The organism is Chryseobacterium sp. CFS15 (assembly GCF_031118795.1).
Classification (GTDB): domain Bacteria; phylum Bacteroidota; class Bacteroidia; order Flavobacteriales; family Weeksellaceae; genus Chryseobacterium; species Chryseobacterium indoltheticum.
In genome coordinates, this window is the sequence record NZ_JAVHYL010000004.1 from 173,968 (window position 1) to 190,666 (window position 16,699).

The following is a 16,699-nucleotide window of genomic DNA, read 5'->3' on the forward strand; positions in this document are numbered from 1 at the left end:
CAAAAGGTAAAGAATACCTTACCTTTTGTTTTTTTTTAAGTTTAAATATTTATTTTCTTATGATAACAGAAGTGTAAACTATGTTTCCATTTTGTATAGCCTTCAATACATAATCACCTTTGATAAGATTTTCTATATTAAATTCTTCATCAGATTTAATATTCTTTTTTGTAATGACTAATTTGCCTGAAACATCAAATATCTCTATATCAACAGGTTTTCCGTTAGCTAGTTTTACATGAAGCGGACCTCTGGTAGGATTTGGATAAACTTGGTTTGCAACAGAATTTTGCTGAGTTTCATTGGTCGCTAAAGTTGTATTGTCTATCTTGGTTGTGAATGCTCCTCTTCCATAAGTTACAGCCAAAATCGTTTTATCTGACGCACGATAATCAAAATGATTAACTTTAAATTTACCCAAACCATCAGAATACAATGCCCATGTAGGTGAAGTCGCTTGAAAATTAGCCGTTCCCCAGACACCAAAATAAGTTCCTAAAATTACCTCATTATTATCTTCAGGGTTCATAAAAATAGCTTTTACCGGAATATCGGGAAGGTTACCTTCTTTAGAAACCCAGGTTGTTCCCCCGTCGATACTGTAAAATACACTTGTTTTATTGAAATTGGAAACAGTTACAATAATTTCGCTTTCTGAGGCTCCTAATTTGATATCAGAAATATATCCTCCAAAATCAAAATTAATTTGTGAAGTACTGTGTGTTGCATTTGCATTGGTAACTTTGAATAACTTCCCAGACGACAAACCAATAAAGAGCGTAGAGCTTGCAGTAGTATAAGGTGATACAAAGATATCCGTGGCAAATTCTCCTGCTGTTACGGCTGCAATTGTCAACTGGGTTCGAGTAAGGCTTAAAGGTACACTTGCAAGACCACTTATTCTATTCAATATAATAGATGTCGAAGATGATGAATTTGCATTGGTATAAGCAATATCAAGATTTCTATCTACTGCAAGAGGGTTTATAAATTGTCCGGCATTTCTTTGAGTACTCGAAGACAACAGATTATATGCCCCTTGTGCATTAAAAATGATATGATTGTTATAAACATAAGATGCTATATGATATAAACCTTGATCATCATAGGCTGTATAAGCACCATCTCCACCATAAACTTCCGAAGACGTATAAAAATTATTTGCCAAAGGAACGCCTGACAGTCTTCTTGTGCCATTATCCTGTGCGCCAAGTATCATATTTTCATTTGTAAATGTAGCGGTTGGGTTTAAAGTACCATGATAAAATTGAGTAATATTAAGACGTTTATTTCGTACCCCGATTGCCGAATTATTGGCAAGGTTATTTTTATCTGCCGCAAAGAAAATACCTCCATCGTTACCCATTACAAACTGATTAAGATTTTTAGGGTTAAAAACCAGTGCATGTTGATCTGCATGTACTCTAGCAATGTTGGCAGCATTCAGTGAATTATTATTAGACCACTTTGTGTACTGTGTCCACGTTGCCCCTCCATCCGTACTTTTATATGAATCTATACCTCCTACATAAACGTGCTCATCATTTTGAGGATCCGTTTCAATTACTAGATCGTAAAATGCTTGTCCTCTTGTAAAATCATTATCCGGTTGCCCAGTATCTATAGGATTTGGCAAGGTAATTCCTGACCCAGCAACATCTGTAGAAATCCATGTTGTACCACCGTCTACTGTTTTTATAATTCTTACCGGTTCTGCATTTGTTGCCCCTTGCAACAGAGCATAAGCTTTTAAAGGATTGGTATTGGAAACCTCTACCATAACTCTTGAATTTTTATTACCAACATCATAAACATTTGTGAAAGTGGCTCCATGGTCAGTTGATTTAAAAATTTTGCCACCAGAGCTAGATGAGCCGACAAAACTTGGTCTGGTTGATACCCAGATTGAATTATCTGTACCTACTTCTATATCCTGAATATCATACCCTTGAGTAGTGGTTGAAAGTAAAGTATTTAATAATGTGAAATTTGTGCCATCAGTAGATTTATATAATCCGGCTTCATATACACCAGCAAACGCAACATTCCCAGACATATCTCCTAAATTAGTTCCCGCAACACCAGCATAGACTTCTGAAACTCCATTATTATTTACCACTTGTATGTCGGGTACATTGTAAATCCCTTTTTTTACACCATTGGATGCATATCCATTTTCTATATTGAATATTTGTTGCCATGTTGCACCTCCGTCGGTTGTTTTCCAAATTCCTAATCCACTAAAATCTCCAGTCTCTACCTCCCCTGTTCCTACATAAAAAATCTGTGAATTGTTGGGATCTGAGGTAATGCAAGATACAGTAGTGTTAGACCAAAAACCATCTACTAATGTCCATTCAGAAGTAGCGTTTGTAATATCATTATTATACCATAACCCACCTGAAACACCGCCAGCCCAAACTTTTTTACCTGTAACATCATTAGGATCAAACATGATTCCCCTTACTCTTCCTCCAACTTCATAAGGGCCTCTTTCTACCCATAGACTGTTAATGTTTTTACTGGAGTATTGACTATTAACTCCATTAAACATTTTTAATTTTTTTTCGGGTCTATATGTACCCGACTCAACTCTTTTATCAAGTTCAACATAATTTTGATTGCTTACTTGACCGGTTTCCGGATCCATTGTGGCAATAAAGTCTTGTAGATAATATTCATCAGGTGGTTTCTGATTATGTTTTTTAGCAAATTGAACATTTTTTTTGAAAGCTTGTGTAGCATCTTTAATATGTTTCAGATACTTTTCATTTGCTTTTGAGTTCTTGATTTCTTCTTTTTTTGTCACTTCTTGTGCGTTTAAAAGAAAAGAGGTTCCTATAAGACCTACAGAAAGAAATAATTTTAACATCATATTAGTGTTTTTATTGTTATTTATTGTTACTGTTTCATTTTATTCAGGTAATTTCTCATTTTTTAATAAAATTTTATTATTATTATTTTCATTATTGTTTAATTTTATTTTTTGTTTTAGTTCTCTTTTATTTTTTATATTTTCTGAAACTAAATAGGCATTACTGTAGTCTGAAATTTTGTTTGCATCCTGATTTTGAATTTCACCATCAATGCCTATGGTTACTCTTGAAGATTCAGGAAAATATATGCCTTTCAAATACACATTACCATTTCTATGTTCTTGTACTAATGGTATTTTAACATTTTCCATTAAAAGATACTTAGGCTGTATTCTTGAATTGCTTTTTATAACAATATTAAAATTTTCTGATCTTGCTCCTTTTACTCCACCAAGAATTGTGGTATGAGTTGCTTCAATTAATCTATGATGTTGAGCAGAGCAAGAGTTGCTAAAAAAAAATATTACTAAAATATAGCTTATAACTTTCATATTATATAATTTCCTCACATTCAGTTTGTTAAAGTACAAAAAAATATTACATTACCAAATTTTAATTTAAAAAAACATTTTTTAAATTAATAAATAGGAATATACAAACAGTTATTTTCCTTTCTTTTCTACAATCTATCCCATTTGTTATGACAACTATCCTTCGGATACTACATTCGTAACCTCTACTTTTTCGGATCTGATAACTACAGATAAAAGAGCTTCCAGGATCAGTACTAACGGTAACTTACAATATTGTCGCAGTATTTATTATTGCTTCGATCATTGCACTGGGTATCTTCCCGGATTTATTTGCAAAACAATTCAGATTGTAATCTGAATCAAACATATTTTAAAATTTAAACCTTTCAATTTATTGGAAGGTTTTTTTTGTATTAAAAATAAAACAATCATCATTTGTCGTATAATTACTACAAAATATTCAATTAAATCTTATTAACTTTAAATAGATGAAAAACACAAACACAAATGATAACGAATTTTATAAAATACAAAGTTCGTCCGGATGACAGCCTGAGCTCCATTGCCGCCCGAATACATATTTCTGAAAATGATTTAAAAGCATTCCACAATCAAAACTGTGGAAAAATGAATAAACTATTTGTAAACAATCTAAAAGGTATTGAGTTTATTCTAATTCCAACCCATTTCATTTCCGAAGAAAAGCAGAAACTTCAACAACAAAAATTACTGCCACCACCGAATTATTTTCTGAAATTCCATTTTGACATGTATTCTGTTGAAGAGTATTTTGAGCAATCTGAAAATAAAAATTTAAAGTTTAATTACAAGATCAATCTCAACATTAAAGAAGAGAAAGAAAATTTCATAGCGGAAATTCATGTCAAGAATTTAGCAAAAAACAACGCAACGCCGGATGACAAAGTTTCTTCCCTTGCTTTGGATTGTATGAAAAGCCTCTATCCTATTTTATATAAAACTTCATTAAATGGCAAAATAGAATCTTTCAGTAAGCATCAACGCTTAATCGAAAAATTTAAGGAAAAGCGAAATGATATTGAAGATTTTTATGTTGGAGAAATTTCTCAAAAATATCTCAATACGTTTGAAAAAGATATATCTGATGAAGATTATTTTTTCAGGCAGATGCAATCTAATTTATTGTATCAGGTTTTATTTCCAAACTTAGAATGGTTCCACAAAAAATCTCCTTGGAAAGAAAAATTTTATATTCAGATCAATTCATTTCCGTTAGAATTCAGTTTTCAGACTGAACAATTATTTGAAGATTCTGAACTTGTTGAAACTAAAATGACAGGAACTCTTTCAGAAAACTGTAGCCTTAGAGAACTTCTTAAGGGAATTAGGATTGAAGATGAAGACATTCAAAACAATATCAATGCTGAAATTATAATTCAATACTTCACTTATAAAACGACAAAACAATTACGTGAAATAAAATCTTCTGTCAATATTTGGCATCAAAACCAATTATTTCAAAAACATCAATTACAAATAACACAAAATTAAGATGAAAACCTACCAATCACAACCCAATGATTCTTTTGCAGGAATTGCCAAAAAGTTTAAAATAAAAGATGAAAATTTTCTGAAAACATTTCATAATCTGAATTGTCCGCAGAGTGAAACAATAAAAGATGAAATTCCCGCAGGAACCACACTTTTGATACCCGAAGATCCTCAATTTTTTAATGATGAAAATCAAAACATTGATGAAATAAATACAATGAATAATGAAAGTGGATCTGAACCGGTTCCCGGTGAAGACACGATGGATGAAAAGTCTGAACAAAATGTATCAACAGTTGAAGACAGTAAAAAAGAAGAAAAGAAAGAGCAAAAAAGTAAAAGCAACTCTTCGGAACACGATGGAAAATATTTTGTTATTCCCAGAGGAAAAGCCATTTGTGACAAAGGAACTCAATTTCCCGGTTTCAAAGTAACAAGTCATCAAAAACACTATTGGAATGATGAAAACGGAGAACCCGATTATCTTGCCGTCACTGAAGACGACGTAATGTTTAACCCAGCCGCAACGCCTTTTGGAAACTGCTCGGTAAAAAACGGAAATCCATGCGCATTTGCACCTTCAGGAAAATGGACAAAAACCTACGACAAGGTAAAAGTAATGGGTAAATGCTGCGTAACGGAATTGTCGGAGCTCATGTGTGCCACCGGAGGAAAAATCACAGTTTTAAAGCACGGACAAGAATCTGAATTAGGAAAAAGCAACGTCAATAATGCTGACCCAAAAGAGCAGCATGTATATAATCCTGTTGTGGATTTTGAGGAATTTAAGGAGGAAATAAACGGAGATGATCCTTTTGAAGTGGAATAATAAATAGTAAGCTATGAAAATTATAAAAGGAAGCGCAAATCCTAAAGCAGAAGAAAAAAACTTTTACCAGCTATCAGATTTTATATATAATTTAGAAAACCCTCTTTTTGGAAAAAAGGAGAACGAGAAATATATATGGACATTATTTAAGAAGGTTAAAAATAACTGGAAGCAAGTTTCAGGAAACATAAAGTACGGTGAAAAAGTGCCTTATACTTTTGGTGAAAAAGTAGTAGGTATTCCTTTTAAAATTGAAGTTCATATAGAAAGGAAAAACTTGTTTAATAAAAATGAAAAAGTTCTCGCAGCAACCTTAATTGTAACTCCAAAAACAAAAAATGAATCTACTATTGGAAGAGTAATTTTATTAAACAGAGAAAAAGCAAATGTTAACACAGCAAAATTTAATGAAAGTTTAACTGCAGAGGCAAGAACTTCGAATCTCGTAGGAAAAGAAATAACTTTCTATCTTTGGGAAGAAGGCGCAACAGAATATAAAAAATATCAGAAACCTAAAACTGCACAGGTAGACAAATATGGAATCGCAAAAGTAAAGTTTATTCTTTCCGACTATGCCACACCACAAACATGGATGAGCTTTTTTACAGGTGATGATGCTGTTACAAAAAAGTTTTTTGTAACTGCATCTTATCAACTCAAAGAGGTCACTAATAAAACACCGGTTACTGTTACTGACCAACAACAACCTGAAACAAAAAAGAAGCAAAGCGGACCGATTGAGAAACTTACTGAGATTGTTCTTATAGGAGTGGAGAAAACGGCTGAGCTTTTTGATGATAAAACGAAAACACCAACGAGCATAGGTAAAGCGGCGAAGCAAGAGTCACCAAGTAATTGTGTTTGTAAAGAACAATATAAAGATTTGATCTGGGGTGGAAAAGTAAGTTGTGAGTTTAGAAAAAAAGTTGTGCAAATTTGTGCAGAGCTTTGGGGAGAAAGCCGAAAATTGGAAATGGCTAATGGTTTAATGGCAGTGATGAAAGTAGAAACTTGGGGAAGTTTTAAAGCACATCATCGAGAAGGCTTTAAATCAGCTAATGACAACTCCAAAGATCTGACAATAAGTAGCTTCCATAAAGATAGTGGCTCTAAATCTTCTCGTGCGGTTGGATTAATTCAGTTTACTCAGGATGCATTAGAGGGAATGAACGAATTTCCTAAATCTACTCCAGCAACGAAAGGAACACAACCAAGGTATGATGCTTTAAATAGGTTGAAACTAAGTTATGCTCAAATGGGAGAAATTAGGCAACTTGATAAAGTGAAAAAATATTTTGAACCTGCTAAGAGCAAAATAAAAACTCCAGAAGATATTTATCTGCACGTTTTTGCACCTAAAGGAGTTGGGCAAAAAGATGATTTTTTATTATACGCAAAAGATACAATCGAGTATAAAAATAACAATAGCGTTGATAAAGATAACAATGGAATTCAGCGAAAAGAAATCTTGGCAAGATTCTATGAAAGTAAAAATGAAGGAATAAAAAACAAAACTTCTAATTTTTCGTGTGGTATAGATGATAAAAAGGACGATATAAAAGCTACAGGTATTGTTACATACCATATATATGCAGATGGAAAAATAGAAAAACATATTCCAAAAAAAATAAAATCAGGCTATGAGCAAAAATATAAATATATCTTCCATGATAAAGAAAATAAAGAACATGAAATTTGCATTGTAGATTTTATTTTTGCAAACAAAAGAAATAATGGAATAACTATCTCGTCAATACCAAAAGGATATACCAAAACATATTCATATCCAAGAGGTGGAAACGCACAAACTGCATATGTTTATCCAAATGGTGATATTTGTGTTGAAGGAACAAGGTACGGATTTAAAAAATACCCTAAAGGAAGTGGAAAAGTTGAATTAGTAAGAATGAAAGACGGTCTTAGTTATAATAATGGTAATGTCAAAATTTATTATTCATTTAAAAGTTCTCAAAGAAAATACTGTAATCCAGAAAGTTATGCCGGTTTAATAGGAGCGTTGGCAACATTAGGTAGGGCAGATGTTCTGTGTACAGGTATGTGTTTTGAAGATGCTACTAGTTACCCTAGTGTGACACATCCTAATGGAGATAGTGCCGATACTGCATATTATTCAGCTTTAGCAGTAGAACAAAAAAAAGTAAATGCTTTTAAACATTTTAATTTCAAAAATATTTATCGTGGAAAAACAGGTTGGTATCCTAATTTAATTGGAACTAAATATTCAAAGGGACATGAAGATCATTTGCATGCAGGTGACTTTGATTCCAATATCGTAAAAACTATAAAAGAATAAGAAAATTATGAAAAATCTAATATTTTATTTATTTATTTTAATGTGCTTTTCTTGTAAAAAAAATGATTTAAAACAAGCCATTAATGAGCCTTTATTGAGTTTAAATGAAAATAATCAAGAAAAGAAAAATACAGAAATAGTATTAAAGCTACCACTCGGTGAGAAAAAAATAATTGAATACAATTTTCCAAAAGAATGGAATAATCTGGAAGGAATTGATGATACTAACCCTGATTTTTCAATAGAGAAAATCTCAAAAAAAGGATATGATTCTATATTTTATTTTATTGAAAAAAGCACAGACGATTTATATAATTCTTTGAACTATAATAAGAAACAGGGTATTGATGTTTCTAAAAAAGAAGTTGAAATTTTATTAAAACTTTATGATAGTTCAGTAGTATTAGATTCAGTTTATTATGTTGGAACTATATCTAAAACTCCAAACTATACTCTTAAACTATATAAAAATGGAGATAAATATAAATCAATGTTAGGAAGCGAAAATGAAAAGTCTTCTTTTAATTATTTGTGCTTGACAACATTTAATAATCAGGATGTTCTTATTGATTCTAAAATTATTTATTATAATAATTACGATGATATTCAAAGCTATAAAAGATTCTTTTATATCAATGAAAATTTCAAAATATATTTAAGCGATTTTACTGTAAATGAATTAAATACGGAAATTCTCAGCAAAACCAACATCGAAATTGATGAAAAAGGATTCTTTAATAAAAAATGACAAGAATGAAAATAAATAAAATTATTCTTATAAGTTGTTTGTTTTTCATACTCTCCTGTAAAAACCACGATACAACTCCAAAAGAAAAACCAATATTTCAAACGTTTAAATATAAAGAAACTCCTTCCAAGTATCTTGGAAAGTTTTCAGTTTATACTGAAACCGAAGCTACTACTACAGGAATGGCATCTATATCATATTACTTTACAATCAAAAAAAATGAAGCTATTTTAGAAACAAATACTTACCATGAACCCATTCGCTGTAATGGAAAATATAAAATCATTGATAAAGCTGATTACATCGAACTCTATTATGATGGAGAAGAATTAAACTGTAAATCTGAATACCCAGATTTTGAAATAAAAAAAGACAAAGAGATTTTTTTTATTAAAGGGGTTGGCAATGAAGCCGCATCAATTGATTGGCAGAAGCTTACAAAAGTATGAATATGAAATATTGTATAATGGGAATCTTTTTACAAAAGAATTCAAAACAGATGAAGAAAATACAATATTCACAAAAGAAGAACATTTTAAATTATCAAATGATGGATAATAATAAAGCAGAACTCGACAATAATTAAAGAACATAAAAGTAGTATTGCAAAAAAAAATATATTGAAAGAGGTTGACGTTATTGGAGCATACAAAATTTATGCTCCAGCAGTTAGTAATTCTAATGGCGAGGAAATTTCTTTAGGATATTTTATTACAATAAAATCTTTAACTAAAGCTATTTTAAGCATTGATGCAAAATATTCTGAAGATTATGGTTGTGAAGGTGAGTACAGACTAACGAATAATGAAAATGTCATACATGCTAAAGGCAAGTGCGACCAAAATAGCGTAGACGATTTTTATCTTAAATATGAGAATGGAAAATATTCATTAAAAGAAAACGATTCATAAATCAAGATTGGCAAGAAATTATGAAAGAATAAGAAAATTATGAAAAATCTAATATTTTATCTATTTATTTTAATGTGTTTTTCTTGTAAAAAAAATGATTTAAAACAAGCTACTAATGAGTCTTTAGCGAACTTAAACGAAAATAATCAAAAAAAGAAAAATACAGAAAACTTAAAAAAAACTATAAAAAGAGACACTCTTATTCCTCTAACGAATAATGTGAAATTATACTTTCATCAATTTGATGAAACTCAAAAACTTTGGAAAATTCCGAAGCTCATTAAAAATGATAAAGACACGATAAACATAAAAAATTGGGATAATGAATGGGGCAGTGAATTAGATATTAGATTATCTCCTAATAAAAGATACATGGTATTAGATGCAATCATAAAAGGTTTTTTAAACAATAATAAAGAAGAACTATATGAAAATTATACCTGTCAGCTTATTGATATTTACAAATCAAAGGATTTAGATTCTTTTCAAGAAGATTGCGGAGGCGAATGGAATAAGAATAATGAATGGATTTCAAATGAAGAAGTTATATTCACTGGTAAAAATACAACCACAAGTAATTTATTTGTTGCTCACGATTGTTTAAATTCAAGATTCTCTATCGAAATAATTGATATTCACAGTATTCTTACTTTCAAAATATTTGATAAAACAAAAATTATTTTAAAAGGTATTATAAATATTAATAAGAAAGAAACTCCAAATACAATTAACTTAGGAAAAATTGGTGGTATCTATTATGGAGACAGCATTGTAATTCAGAATGATGGTAATTCGATAAACGAGTATAATCATTTTATACAATGCAATCAAAAATATTTAACGTTTGTGAGAGATTAGTGATTCCATTTATCACGAAAAATATACTCTGAAAAAGTATTTATAGCAACTTCGGAAACAAATGCAAACCTCATCTACATTTTGAAGTTTCAAATGTTGGTTCAGCTCCAGGATTAAATGGTAAATGCAATCCTTCCGTTTATTTTAAATTCAAAACAGAAGAAGAACTATCTAAACCAGAAATAGATTATCAAAATAAATTAAAAGAGAAAGAATGGAACTAATAAAAAAAATATTGTTTTGCTTGTTTTTATCATTTCTAATGTCATGTGACGGACAAAATAAAGAAACAAGTAATGAAAGAAAAGTAAATCAAACGGACAGTATACAAAAAGAAAATGAAACTTTTATACTACAAAAACAGCTTTCAAAAAATAAAGATAATTTTAAGTATTTTTTTCCTGAATTCGTTTATCAGTTGATACCTACGGAAAGTTCACTTTTTGATTTATCAATAAATGAAAATGTTTATAAAATAGATTTGCTTTTAGATAGTGCATCAATAAATATTTGGGACTTGAAAAAATCAAAAAACCATCTCATCTTGATAGAAGGTAATGATTATTATGGTTCAGTTTTTTATGTATATTACTATCATAATAATGTTTTAACTTACTATGGAACTTTTAATCACATTGCAAAAGAAATTGAAAAAAGCAATGGAGAAAAAGTTTTCAGTATTGATTTAAAAGGAGAGACTTTAAATATTTCTTTATCTCAGAATAATAAAAATTCTAAATACAATTTGCAGCCAATTAAAGACATTTCACTGCTAAGCATTAAGGATACAGTGAATACCTCTGAACTAAAAAAAGAATGGAAGAAAGAAAATTTTGAAATTATCAAAGAAAAAACAGCAGATATAAATCTAGATGGGTTAGAGGATGAAATTTATGTTTTATGGAATGCAACGAAAAAAACTTTTCCAATATATATTATTTTACAGAAAAACAACAGTTCTGTAGACAAAGTCATTATGAATGAAAATATATTGTCTCCAGTTTTAAGAAATTCTACAGGAACAGGTTTAATTGATATAGTTTGTAAAAATGGTTACATAACATTTGAAGAAAATATATCTGAGGGAAGTCCTTCTCAAAACAAGTATATCACTTTTTTTTACAATAAAAATGATGCTCATATTTATTTACATAAATATGGTATAATTGCAATGTATGATGATGATTCTAAAGATTGGGAAAAAACTTACACCTCAAAAAATTTCGGGAAAATTAATTTCGTAAATTATAATAATGTTGATATTATGAGTAAGTTAAAATAAAATTTCAATATAGCTTATCTTACAAGAATTTTATTTGTTTTAATGCGGTTTTTTCAAAAAAAGCATTCCATTACAATATGCATTTAATATAAATATATGAAAAAAGCGATCTTCTTTTTAATGTTGCTTGTTATTTTTGGCTGCAAAAAAAAATCTGCAGAAAATAACAATATAAAAAATCAAAACGGAAATAAAGAATACATATTTAATTATCATGAAATTACAGAACGCATAGAACAAAACAATGATTTTTATAAGCTTGAAGATTACCTAATACCAATTTCTAAAAATCAGTTTATTAAAGATTCTATTCTTTATAAAAACGACTTATTAGATAATAAAATTGTATTTGAAAATGGAATCCTGAAAACTTCTTTTGGCAAGATAAAATTTATTGTAAATAAAAATATAGATTCTGATTCATTTGTAGATTATTCGTATATAGGATTTAATAAAAAAAAACATTTCCACGTTATTAATATTAAACTTTATGATGGTGAATTAACTTTGTTAATGAATGACGAAAATTATAATTATAAAATTATCAATAATACCCCATTATTTTCAAAAAATAACGACTATGCTATTACCTATAAAGATAATGAAGGTTTATCATCTTCTTTAGATCTATACAAAATAGAAAATGGTTCTTTAAATAAGTTCTACATATTTTCATCTGAAGACAATATCATTGAAAGCGCTGTTTGGAGTGCTGACAACAATATAATAATTAAAGCAAAACCTTTAAATAACGATTCTTATAAATTTTACAAAATCGATATTAACAATTTAAAAACTCAAAGGCAAAAAGCATATGTTAATAAAAATTTTAAAAATGATTATGTTTTAGATAGTGCTTTAGTGATATCCCCTCTGAATGAATACAAAATAATTGCCTTAGAAAAAACAGAAAAAAAGAATATTGAAAATGTGCAACACAATTCTTTACCAATAATTATACAAAAGAAAGATGGGGGAATATTTAAAGATTATGTAATAAATGATCAACTAACTTTCAAATATCATGATAATTGTCCAGCAGATGGATTTCAACGGTTAGTTTCTAAAAATAATTATTTCACCATTGAACAAACATATTGTAAAGATTTTATGTTTGTTCAGTCCTATGTAACATTTAAGATTGAAAATGAAAAAATAGTACTTTATAAATACGGCGAAGAATATACAGAAAGAAGTAATCCTGAAAAAAATATAAATAGTATTACCAAAACCTCAAAAGATTTTGGCATTGTAAAATTTGAAGATGTAACGGAAGATTTCCTTATTAAGTTAATGCAAAAATAAAAGAGTTAAAACCTAATGATATCAAAAGAAGTTTAGGGAAATTTACCACAACCAATATCAGGAAAAAAGGAATCAGTAATTTTACGTTTAGAGAAAAAGCAGTCGATTTCCCCGTTGCGCAAAGTCTCCCGACTTTAAGCATATAAAAATAAACCCAGCTCAATTGAAGTGGGTTTTGTATTAAAAAAATCCTATTTTGTATATGGAAACAAAAACTTTATAAGATTATCAACACAACCATAAAAATATCTATCACAACAAAAAAGCCGGTCTTTTATACAAATTTAAACACCAATAACACCCAATTCCCTCATAGTTTTCATACCTTTACCTCCACAATTTTTCTTACATTTTGGCAAATCTTTACAAGAAAGAAAGTCCGTTTCAGGTTTTTATATCGTTCAAAAAATATTTGGATGTGTTGGAGCACATTCGGTATAACGATCGGTTAGAATATCGAGCCAATTATGCAGAATCTTTAATTGAGAAAACTAAAAATTTTAAAGAATTAAGAGATGGTTTTCAGGATCTTTCGGTGTTTGAAAAACACAAAGACCTCATCAGACTTTTGTTGGCAGACCTCTTCCCTACCGGTTTGACGAGAAATGAAATAAAAGCCGCAGGAATTCCGCTCACCAATCTTACGTTCAATTATACCGAAAGATTTCAGAATATTTTAAATGACGCCGGAAAAGATTTTGAAATCGAGTTCAGAGACATCAGCGATGACGAATATTACGTCTTTTGCTGTTGCCTGATTTTGCAGACTTACCTTAAAAAAGATATTAAAGTTACCATACCGTTTTATTATGACATTCCCGATAAACAGGGAATTATGAAGCATTATAAAATTACAGTTAACTCAGATTTTAGTGATGTTTATCCAGCTGAAGGGACTAAGATTCCGCCCGATGATGTTTTGGATATCCTGCTTGAAAATTTAGATGATATACAGCTTTGGAAAAAATACTTTCAGCCGGAATCATGGATTTTAAAGGGTTTCAGCATTATCTCTCTCATCGATTGTACTTCGGAAGTGGCATTATCTGATCTGAAGTCGAGCATGATTAAAATTGATCTCGAAAATCCTTCACCTGATGAGAATTTAAAGGAAATATTTAAGTCTTATTTTGATGTTCCCGATCTCAATTTTGGGTTGATGCTGTTTAATACAAAAAACAAAAGGCTCGAAAAATTGCCTATTTATGAAAACGTTTTCACCAATTATCTTCTCGATTTTTGGATCAACACATTTGACGAAGAAGTAAGGAAAACGGCTTTTGAAAACATCAGTTACAATTCAAAACCTGTCGTGGTTTCGAACGTTGATAAGCTTGATGATGAGATTAAGAAACTGCCTTCTTTCAGTATTTTAAAAGACAATAACATCAATAGCTTCATGGTCATTCCTATTATGAAAGACAATGAATTATTAGCAATGATGGAGTTTACTTCGCCGATAGCCAATAGTTTGAATGGCTTAAAACTCAAAAAACTCGAGTTTGTTGCCGACATGATTATTTTCTCGCTAAGCAGGTTTTCTTATGAAAGGAATAATCAGATTGAAGCTATTATTCAGCGTGAATATACAACGATTCATGACAGCGTCATCTGGAAATTCAGAAGTGAAGCAGAACGTTACTTCAATGCTTATTTGGCAAAAAAAATATATACTTTAAAAGAGATTTCATTTAAAAATCTCACTCCATTGTTTAGTTTTTCAGACATTCGTTCTTCATCAGACAAGCGTTTTAATCTGATGCTGGAAGATCTTAATCAGCAAATAGACGGACTTCATGAAGTCATGATAATCCTAAATTCATTAGAAGCTGAAAAATATTCGTTGGCATTGGATGTTTTTGAAAACGAACTGAATAATGAAATAAAAGCAGATACAGAACAGCGTTTCCAAAGACTTTTACGGGACGAAATTCACCCTTACCTGCAAGGTCAGCTTGAAGTGAAAAGTGATGAAAATATCAAAGATAAAATCAAAAATTATCTCAGTCAGGTTTTTACACAGAATGATCTTTTTTATGCCAACAGAAAAAATTTAGATGATTCTATTACGCTTCTCAACCGTAAACTGGCTGATATTTTAGACCAGAAACAAGTGGCTGCTCAGGAAATTTTCCCGCATTACTTTGAAAGGTTTAAGTCGGATGGTGTTGAGCACAATCTGTATATTGGCCCCAGTATCGCACCAGAATTACCTTATTCTCTGAAAGTCGTTCACGAGTTGAGATATTGGCAGCTGGAAACACTTTGTAAGATGGAACATGAGTTCGGATTGTTCAAAAAAGATCTTCCGGTTCCGCTCGATATTGCTTCACTTATTTTTGTGTACAATGAAAAAGTAGACATCCGTTTCCGAATGGATGAGAAACGTTTTGACGTTGACGGCGCATTTAATTCTAATTTTGAGATCATCAAAAAAAGACTGGAAAAAGCCCATATCAAAGATTCTACCGAAAGAATTACCTGTCCCGGAAAAATTACCATCGTCTATTTCGGATTGGAAAATCAACGTGAATATTTACAATACATCAACAGACTTCAAAAACAAAATATTTTAAAATCTGATGTTGAACTTTTAAGAGTTGAAGATCTACAGGGAATTACAGGGTTGCTTGCCATGAGAGTTTCTTTAGCTTAGATCAATCTACAAAATAGGAATCAGGCTTTTTTAGTTCTCCTTGCGGAATTTCTGCCTGCTCAAAAATAGAAAATTCAATCGTTCTGCAAATACTGTTTAGCGCCAAATCATTTTCTTCCTCACCAAAAGGCTCACCAATTTCCTGAATAATTGCGTCTAAAGCAATAAAAGTATAGCTGATCAGCAAAACAATCAACGGCATCATCCAATCTAAGCTGTCGAGCAATCCGAAAGGCAGCCAAAAACAGTATAAATAAACGGTACGATGCAGCAAAACACTGTAAGCAAATGGAAGCGGCGTATTGTAAATTCTCTCACAACCCCCGGAAATATTAGAAAACTGATTCAGCTGATGATTCATAGAAGTCAAAACAATCGTATCTATATTTCCTTTTTTATTTTGCTCATTCAGCCAATCTGAAATAAAGCCCAAAATAATATTAGGAATAAATTTCTTACCCTGAATCTGACGAAACTGCTCTTCAGAAAGTAAATGTTGAATAGGTTTTGTTTCAGTTTTATCTCTTAATTGATAATTTAAAGACCAGCAAAATGCAGAAATAAGCTTTACAATTTCTTGTTTTTCTTCCTTTGAAACATTCGGTATAAAAGATAGAATCTGTCGGGTTAAAGATCGGGTTTCAATGACCAGTAAACCCCAAAGTTTTCTTCCTTCCCAGAATCGGTCATAACTTGCGGTATTGCAAAAGCCCATGAAAATAGCTAAAGCCAAACCTATCAATGTAAAAACAGTAGGATTGAGCTTTACTTTGTAATCGTAAATCTTCCCATTAAAATAATAGACCGCAACAGAAAAAATAGTAATAATGAAAAGCTGGGCAAGTATTTTCTTTAGTACAGAGCCTTTCCATATAAATAACATTTTCAGCCAGTGTGTACGCTGTCTTACAATCATG

Annotated in this window: 14 protein-coding genes; 11 read left to right on the forward strand and 3 right to left on the reverse strand. The window is 30.5% G+C overall.

The genetic code is table 11. From position 1 onward, the window contains the following. Positions 1–49 precede the first annotated feature (49 nt). Together OH814_RS07830 and OH814_RS07835 are read right to left on the reverse strand one after the other, a co-directional pair. Positions 50–2,875, reverse strand: coding sequence for a T9SS type A sorting domain-containing protein (locus OH814_RS07830; protein ID WP_308827800.1), 2,826 nt, complete (start codon positions 2,873–2,875; stop codon positions 50–52). 39 nt (positions 2,876–2,914) lie between these two features. Further along, on the reverse strand, positions 2,915–3,367 hold the full coding sequence (locus tag OH814_RS07835) for a hypothetical protein (protein ID WP_308827801.1): 453 nt from the start codon (positions 3,365–3,367) through the stop codon (positions 2,915–2,917). Positions 3,368–3,856: 489 nt separating this feature from the next. On the opposite strand from OH814_RS07835, the gene OH814_RS07840 reads away from it, so the two are divergent. The 11 genes from OH814_RS07840 (at position 3,857) to OH814_RS07890 (ending at position 15,782) form a co-directional block, all read left to right on the forward strand. Continuing rightward, positions 3,857–4,879 carry a LysM peptidoglycan-binding domain-containing protein gene (locus tag OH814_RS07840; protein ID WP_308827802.1) on the forward strand — a complete coding sequence of 341 codons (1,023 nt, stop codon included), beginning with the start codon at positions 3,857–3,859 and terminating at the stop codon, positions 4,877–4,879. 1 nt (position 4,880) lies between these two features. Continuing rightward, a complete protein-coding gene (locus OH814_RS07845) occupies positions 4,881–5,708 on the forward strand; it encodes a DUF4280 domain-containing protein (RefSeq protein ID WP_308827803.1) in 828 nt (275 codons plus the stop codon). A 13-nt stretch (positions 5,709–5,721) separates the two neighbouring features. Next, complete coding sequence (locus OH814_RS07850) at positions 5,722–8,022, forward strand: hypothetical protein (protein WP_308827804.1); 2,301 nt, start codon at positions 5,722–5,724, stop codon at positions 8,020–8,022. Positions 8,023–8,029: 7 nt separating this feature from the next. Then, complete coding sequence (locus OH814_RS07855) at positions 8,030–8,770, forward strand: hypothetical protein (RefSeq protein ID WP_308827805.1); 741 nt, start codon at positions 8,030–8,032, stop codon at positions 8,768–8,770. A gap of 5 nt (positions 8,771–8,775) precedes the next feature. Next, a complete protein-coding gene (locus tag OH814_RS07860; protein WP_279194434.1) occupies positions 8,776–9,219 on the forward strand; it encodes a hypothetical protein in 444 nt (147 codons plus the stop codon). A gap of 2 nt (positions 9,220–9,221) precedes the next feature. Then, on the forward strand, positions 9,222–9,356 hold the full coding sequence (locus OH814_RS07865) for a hypothetical protein (protein ID WP_279194435.1): 135 nt from the start codon (positions 9,222–9,224) through the stop codon (positions 9,354–9,356). A gap of 34 nt (positions 9,357–9,390) precedes the next feature. Beyond that, on the forward strand, positions 9,391–9,681 hold the full coding sequence (locus OH814_RS07870; protein ID WP_279194436.1) for a hypothetical protein: 291 nt from the start codon (positions 9,391–9,393) through the stop codon (positions 9,679–9,681). A 39-nt stretch (positions 9,682–9,720) separates the two neighbouring features. Then, positions 9,721–10,539 (forward strand): hypothetical protein, encoded by an 819-nt coding sequence (locus tag OH814_RS07875; RefSeq protein WP_279194438.1) that lies wholly within the window; start codon positions 9,721–9,723, stop codon positions 10,537–10,539. Between the two features lie 214 nt (positions 10,540–10,753). Next, positions 10,754–11,821: a hypothetical protein gene (locus OH814_RS07880; protein WP_308827806.1), complete on the forward strand. Its 1,068-nt coding sequence runs from the start codon at positions 10,754–10,756 to the stop codon at positions 11,819–11,821. Positions 11,822–11,917: 96 nt separating this feature from the next. Then, entirely contained in the window at positions 11,918–13,126 is a 1,209-nt protein-coding gene (locus tag OH814_RS07885) for a hypothetical protein (protein WP_308827807.1), read from the forward strand. A 352-nt stretch (positions 13,127–13,478) separates the two neighbouring features. Beyond that, a complete protein-coding gene (locus tag OH814_RS07890) occupies positions 13,479–15,782 on the forward strand; it encodes a GAF domain-containing protein (RefSeq protein WP_308827808.1) in 2,304 nt (767 codons plus the stop codon). 1 nt (position 15,783) lies between these two features. Here OH814_RS07890 and OH814_RS07895 read toward each other — a convergent pair whose 3' ends face one another. Beyond that, entirely contained in the window at positions 15,784–16,698 is a 915-nt protein-coding gene (locus OH814_RS07895; protein ID WP_308827809.1) for a bestrophin family ion channel, read from the reverse strand. Position 16,699 lies beyond the last annotated feature (1 nt).

Bases quoted from the DNA above. Each gene is read 5' to 3' on its own strand.
- OH814_RS07880 (WP_308827806.1), top strand. From the start codon at position 10,754: ATGGAACTAATAAAAAAAATATTGTTTTGCTTGTTTTTATCATTTCTA.
- OH814_RS07845 (WP_308827803.1), top strand. From the start codon at position 4,881: ATGAAAACCTACCAATCACAACCCAATGATTCTTTTGCAGGAATTGCC.
- OH814_RS07885 (WP_308827807.1), top strand. From the start codon at position 11,918: ATGAAAAAAGCGATCTTCTTTTTAATGTTGCTTGTTATTTTTGGCTGC.
- OH814_RS07865 (WP_279194435.1), top strand. From the start codon at position 9,222: ATGAAATATTGTATAATGGGAATCTTTTTACAAAAGAATTCAAAACAG.
- OH814_RS07875 (WP_279194438.1), top strand. From the start codon at position 9,721: ATGAAAAATCTAATATTTTATCTATTTATTTTAATGTGTTTTTCTTGT.
- OH814_RS07835 (WP_308827801.1), bottom strand. From the start codon at position 3,367: ATGAAAGTTATAAGCTATATTTTAGTAATATTTTTTTTTAGCAACTCT.
- OH814_RS07895 (WP_308827809.1), bottom strand. From the start codon at position 16,698: ATGATTGTAAGACAGCGTACACACTGGCTGAAAATGTTATTTATATGG.
- OH814_RS07860 (WP_279194434.1), top strand. From the start codon at position 8,776: ATGAAAATAAATAAAATTATTCTTATAAGTTGTTTGTTTTTCATACTC.
- OH814_RS07850 (WP_308827804.1), top strand. From the start codon at position 5,722: ATGAAAATTATAAAAGGAAGCGCAAATCCTAAAGCAGAAGAAAAAAAC.
- OH814_RS07840 (WP_308827802.1), top strand. From the start codon at position 3,857: ATGATAACGAATTTTATAAAATACAAAGTTCGTCCGGATGACAGCCTG.
- OH814_RS07830 (WP_308827800.1), bottom strand. From the start codon at position 2,875: ATGATGTTAAAATTATTTCTTTCTGTAGGTCTTATAGGAACCTCTTTT.
- OH814_RS07855 (WP_308827805.1), top strand. From the start codon at position 8,030: ATGAAAAATCTAATATTTTATTTATTTATTTTAATGTGCTTTTCTTGT.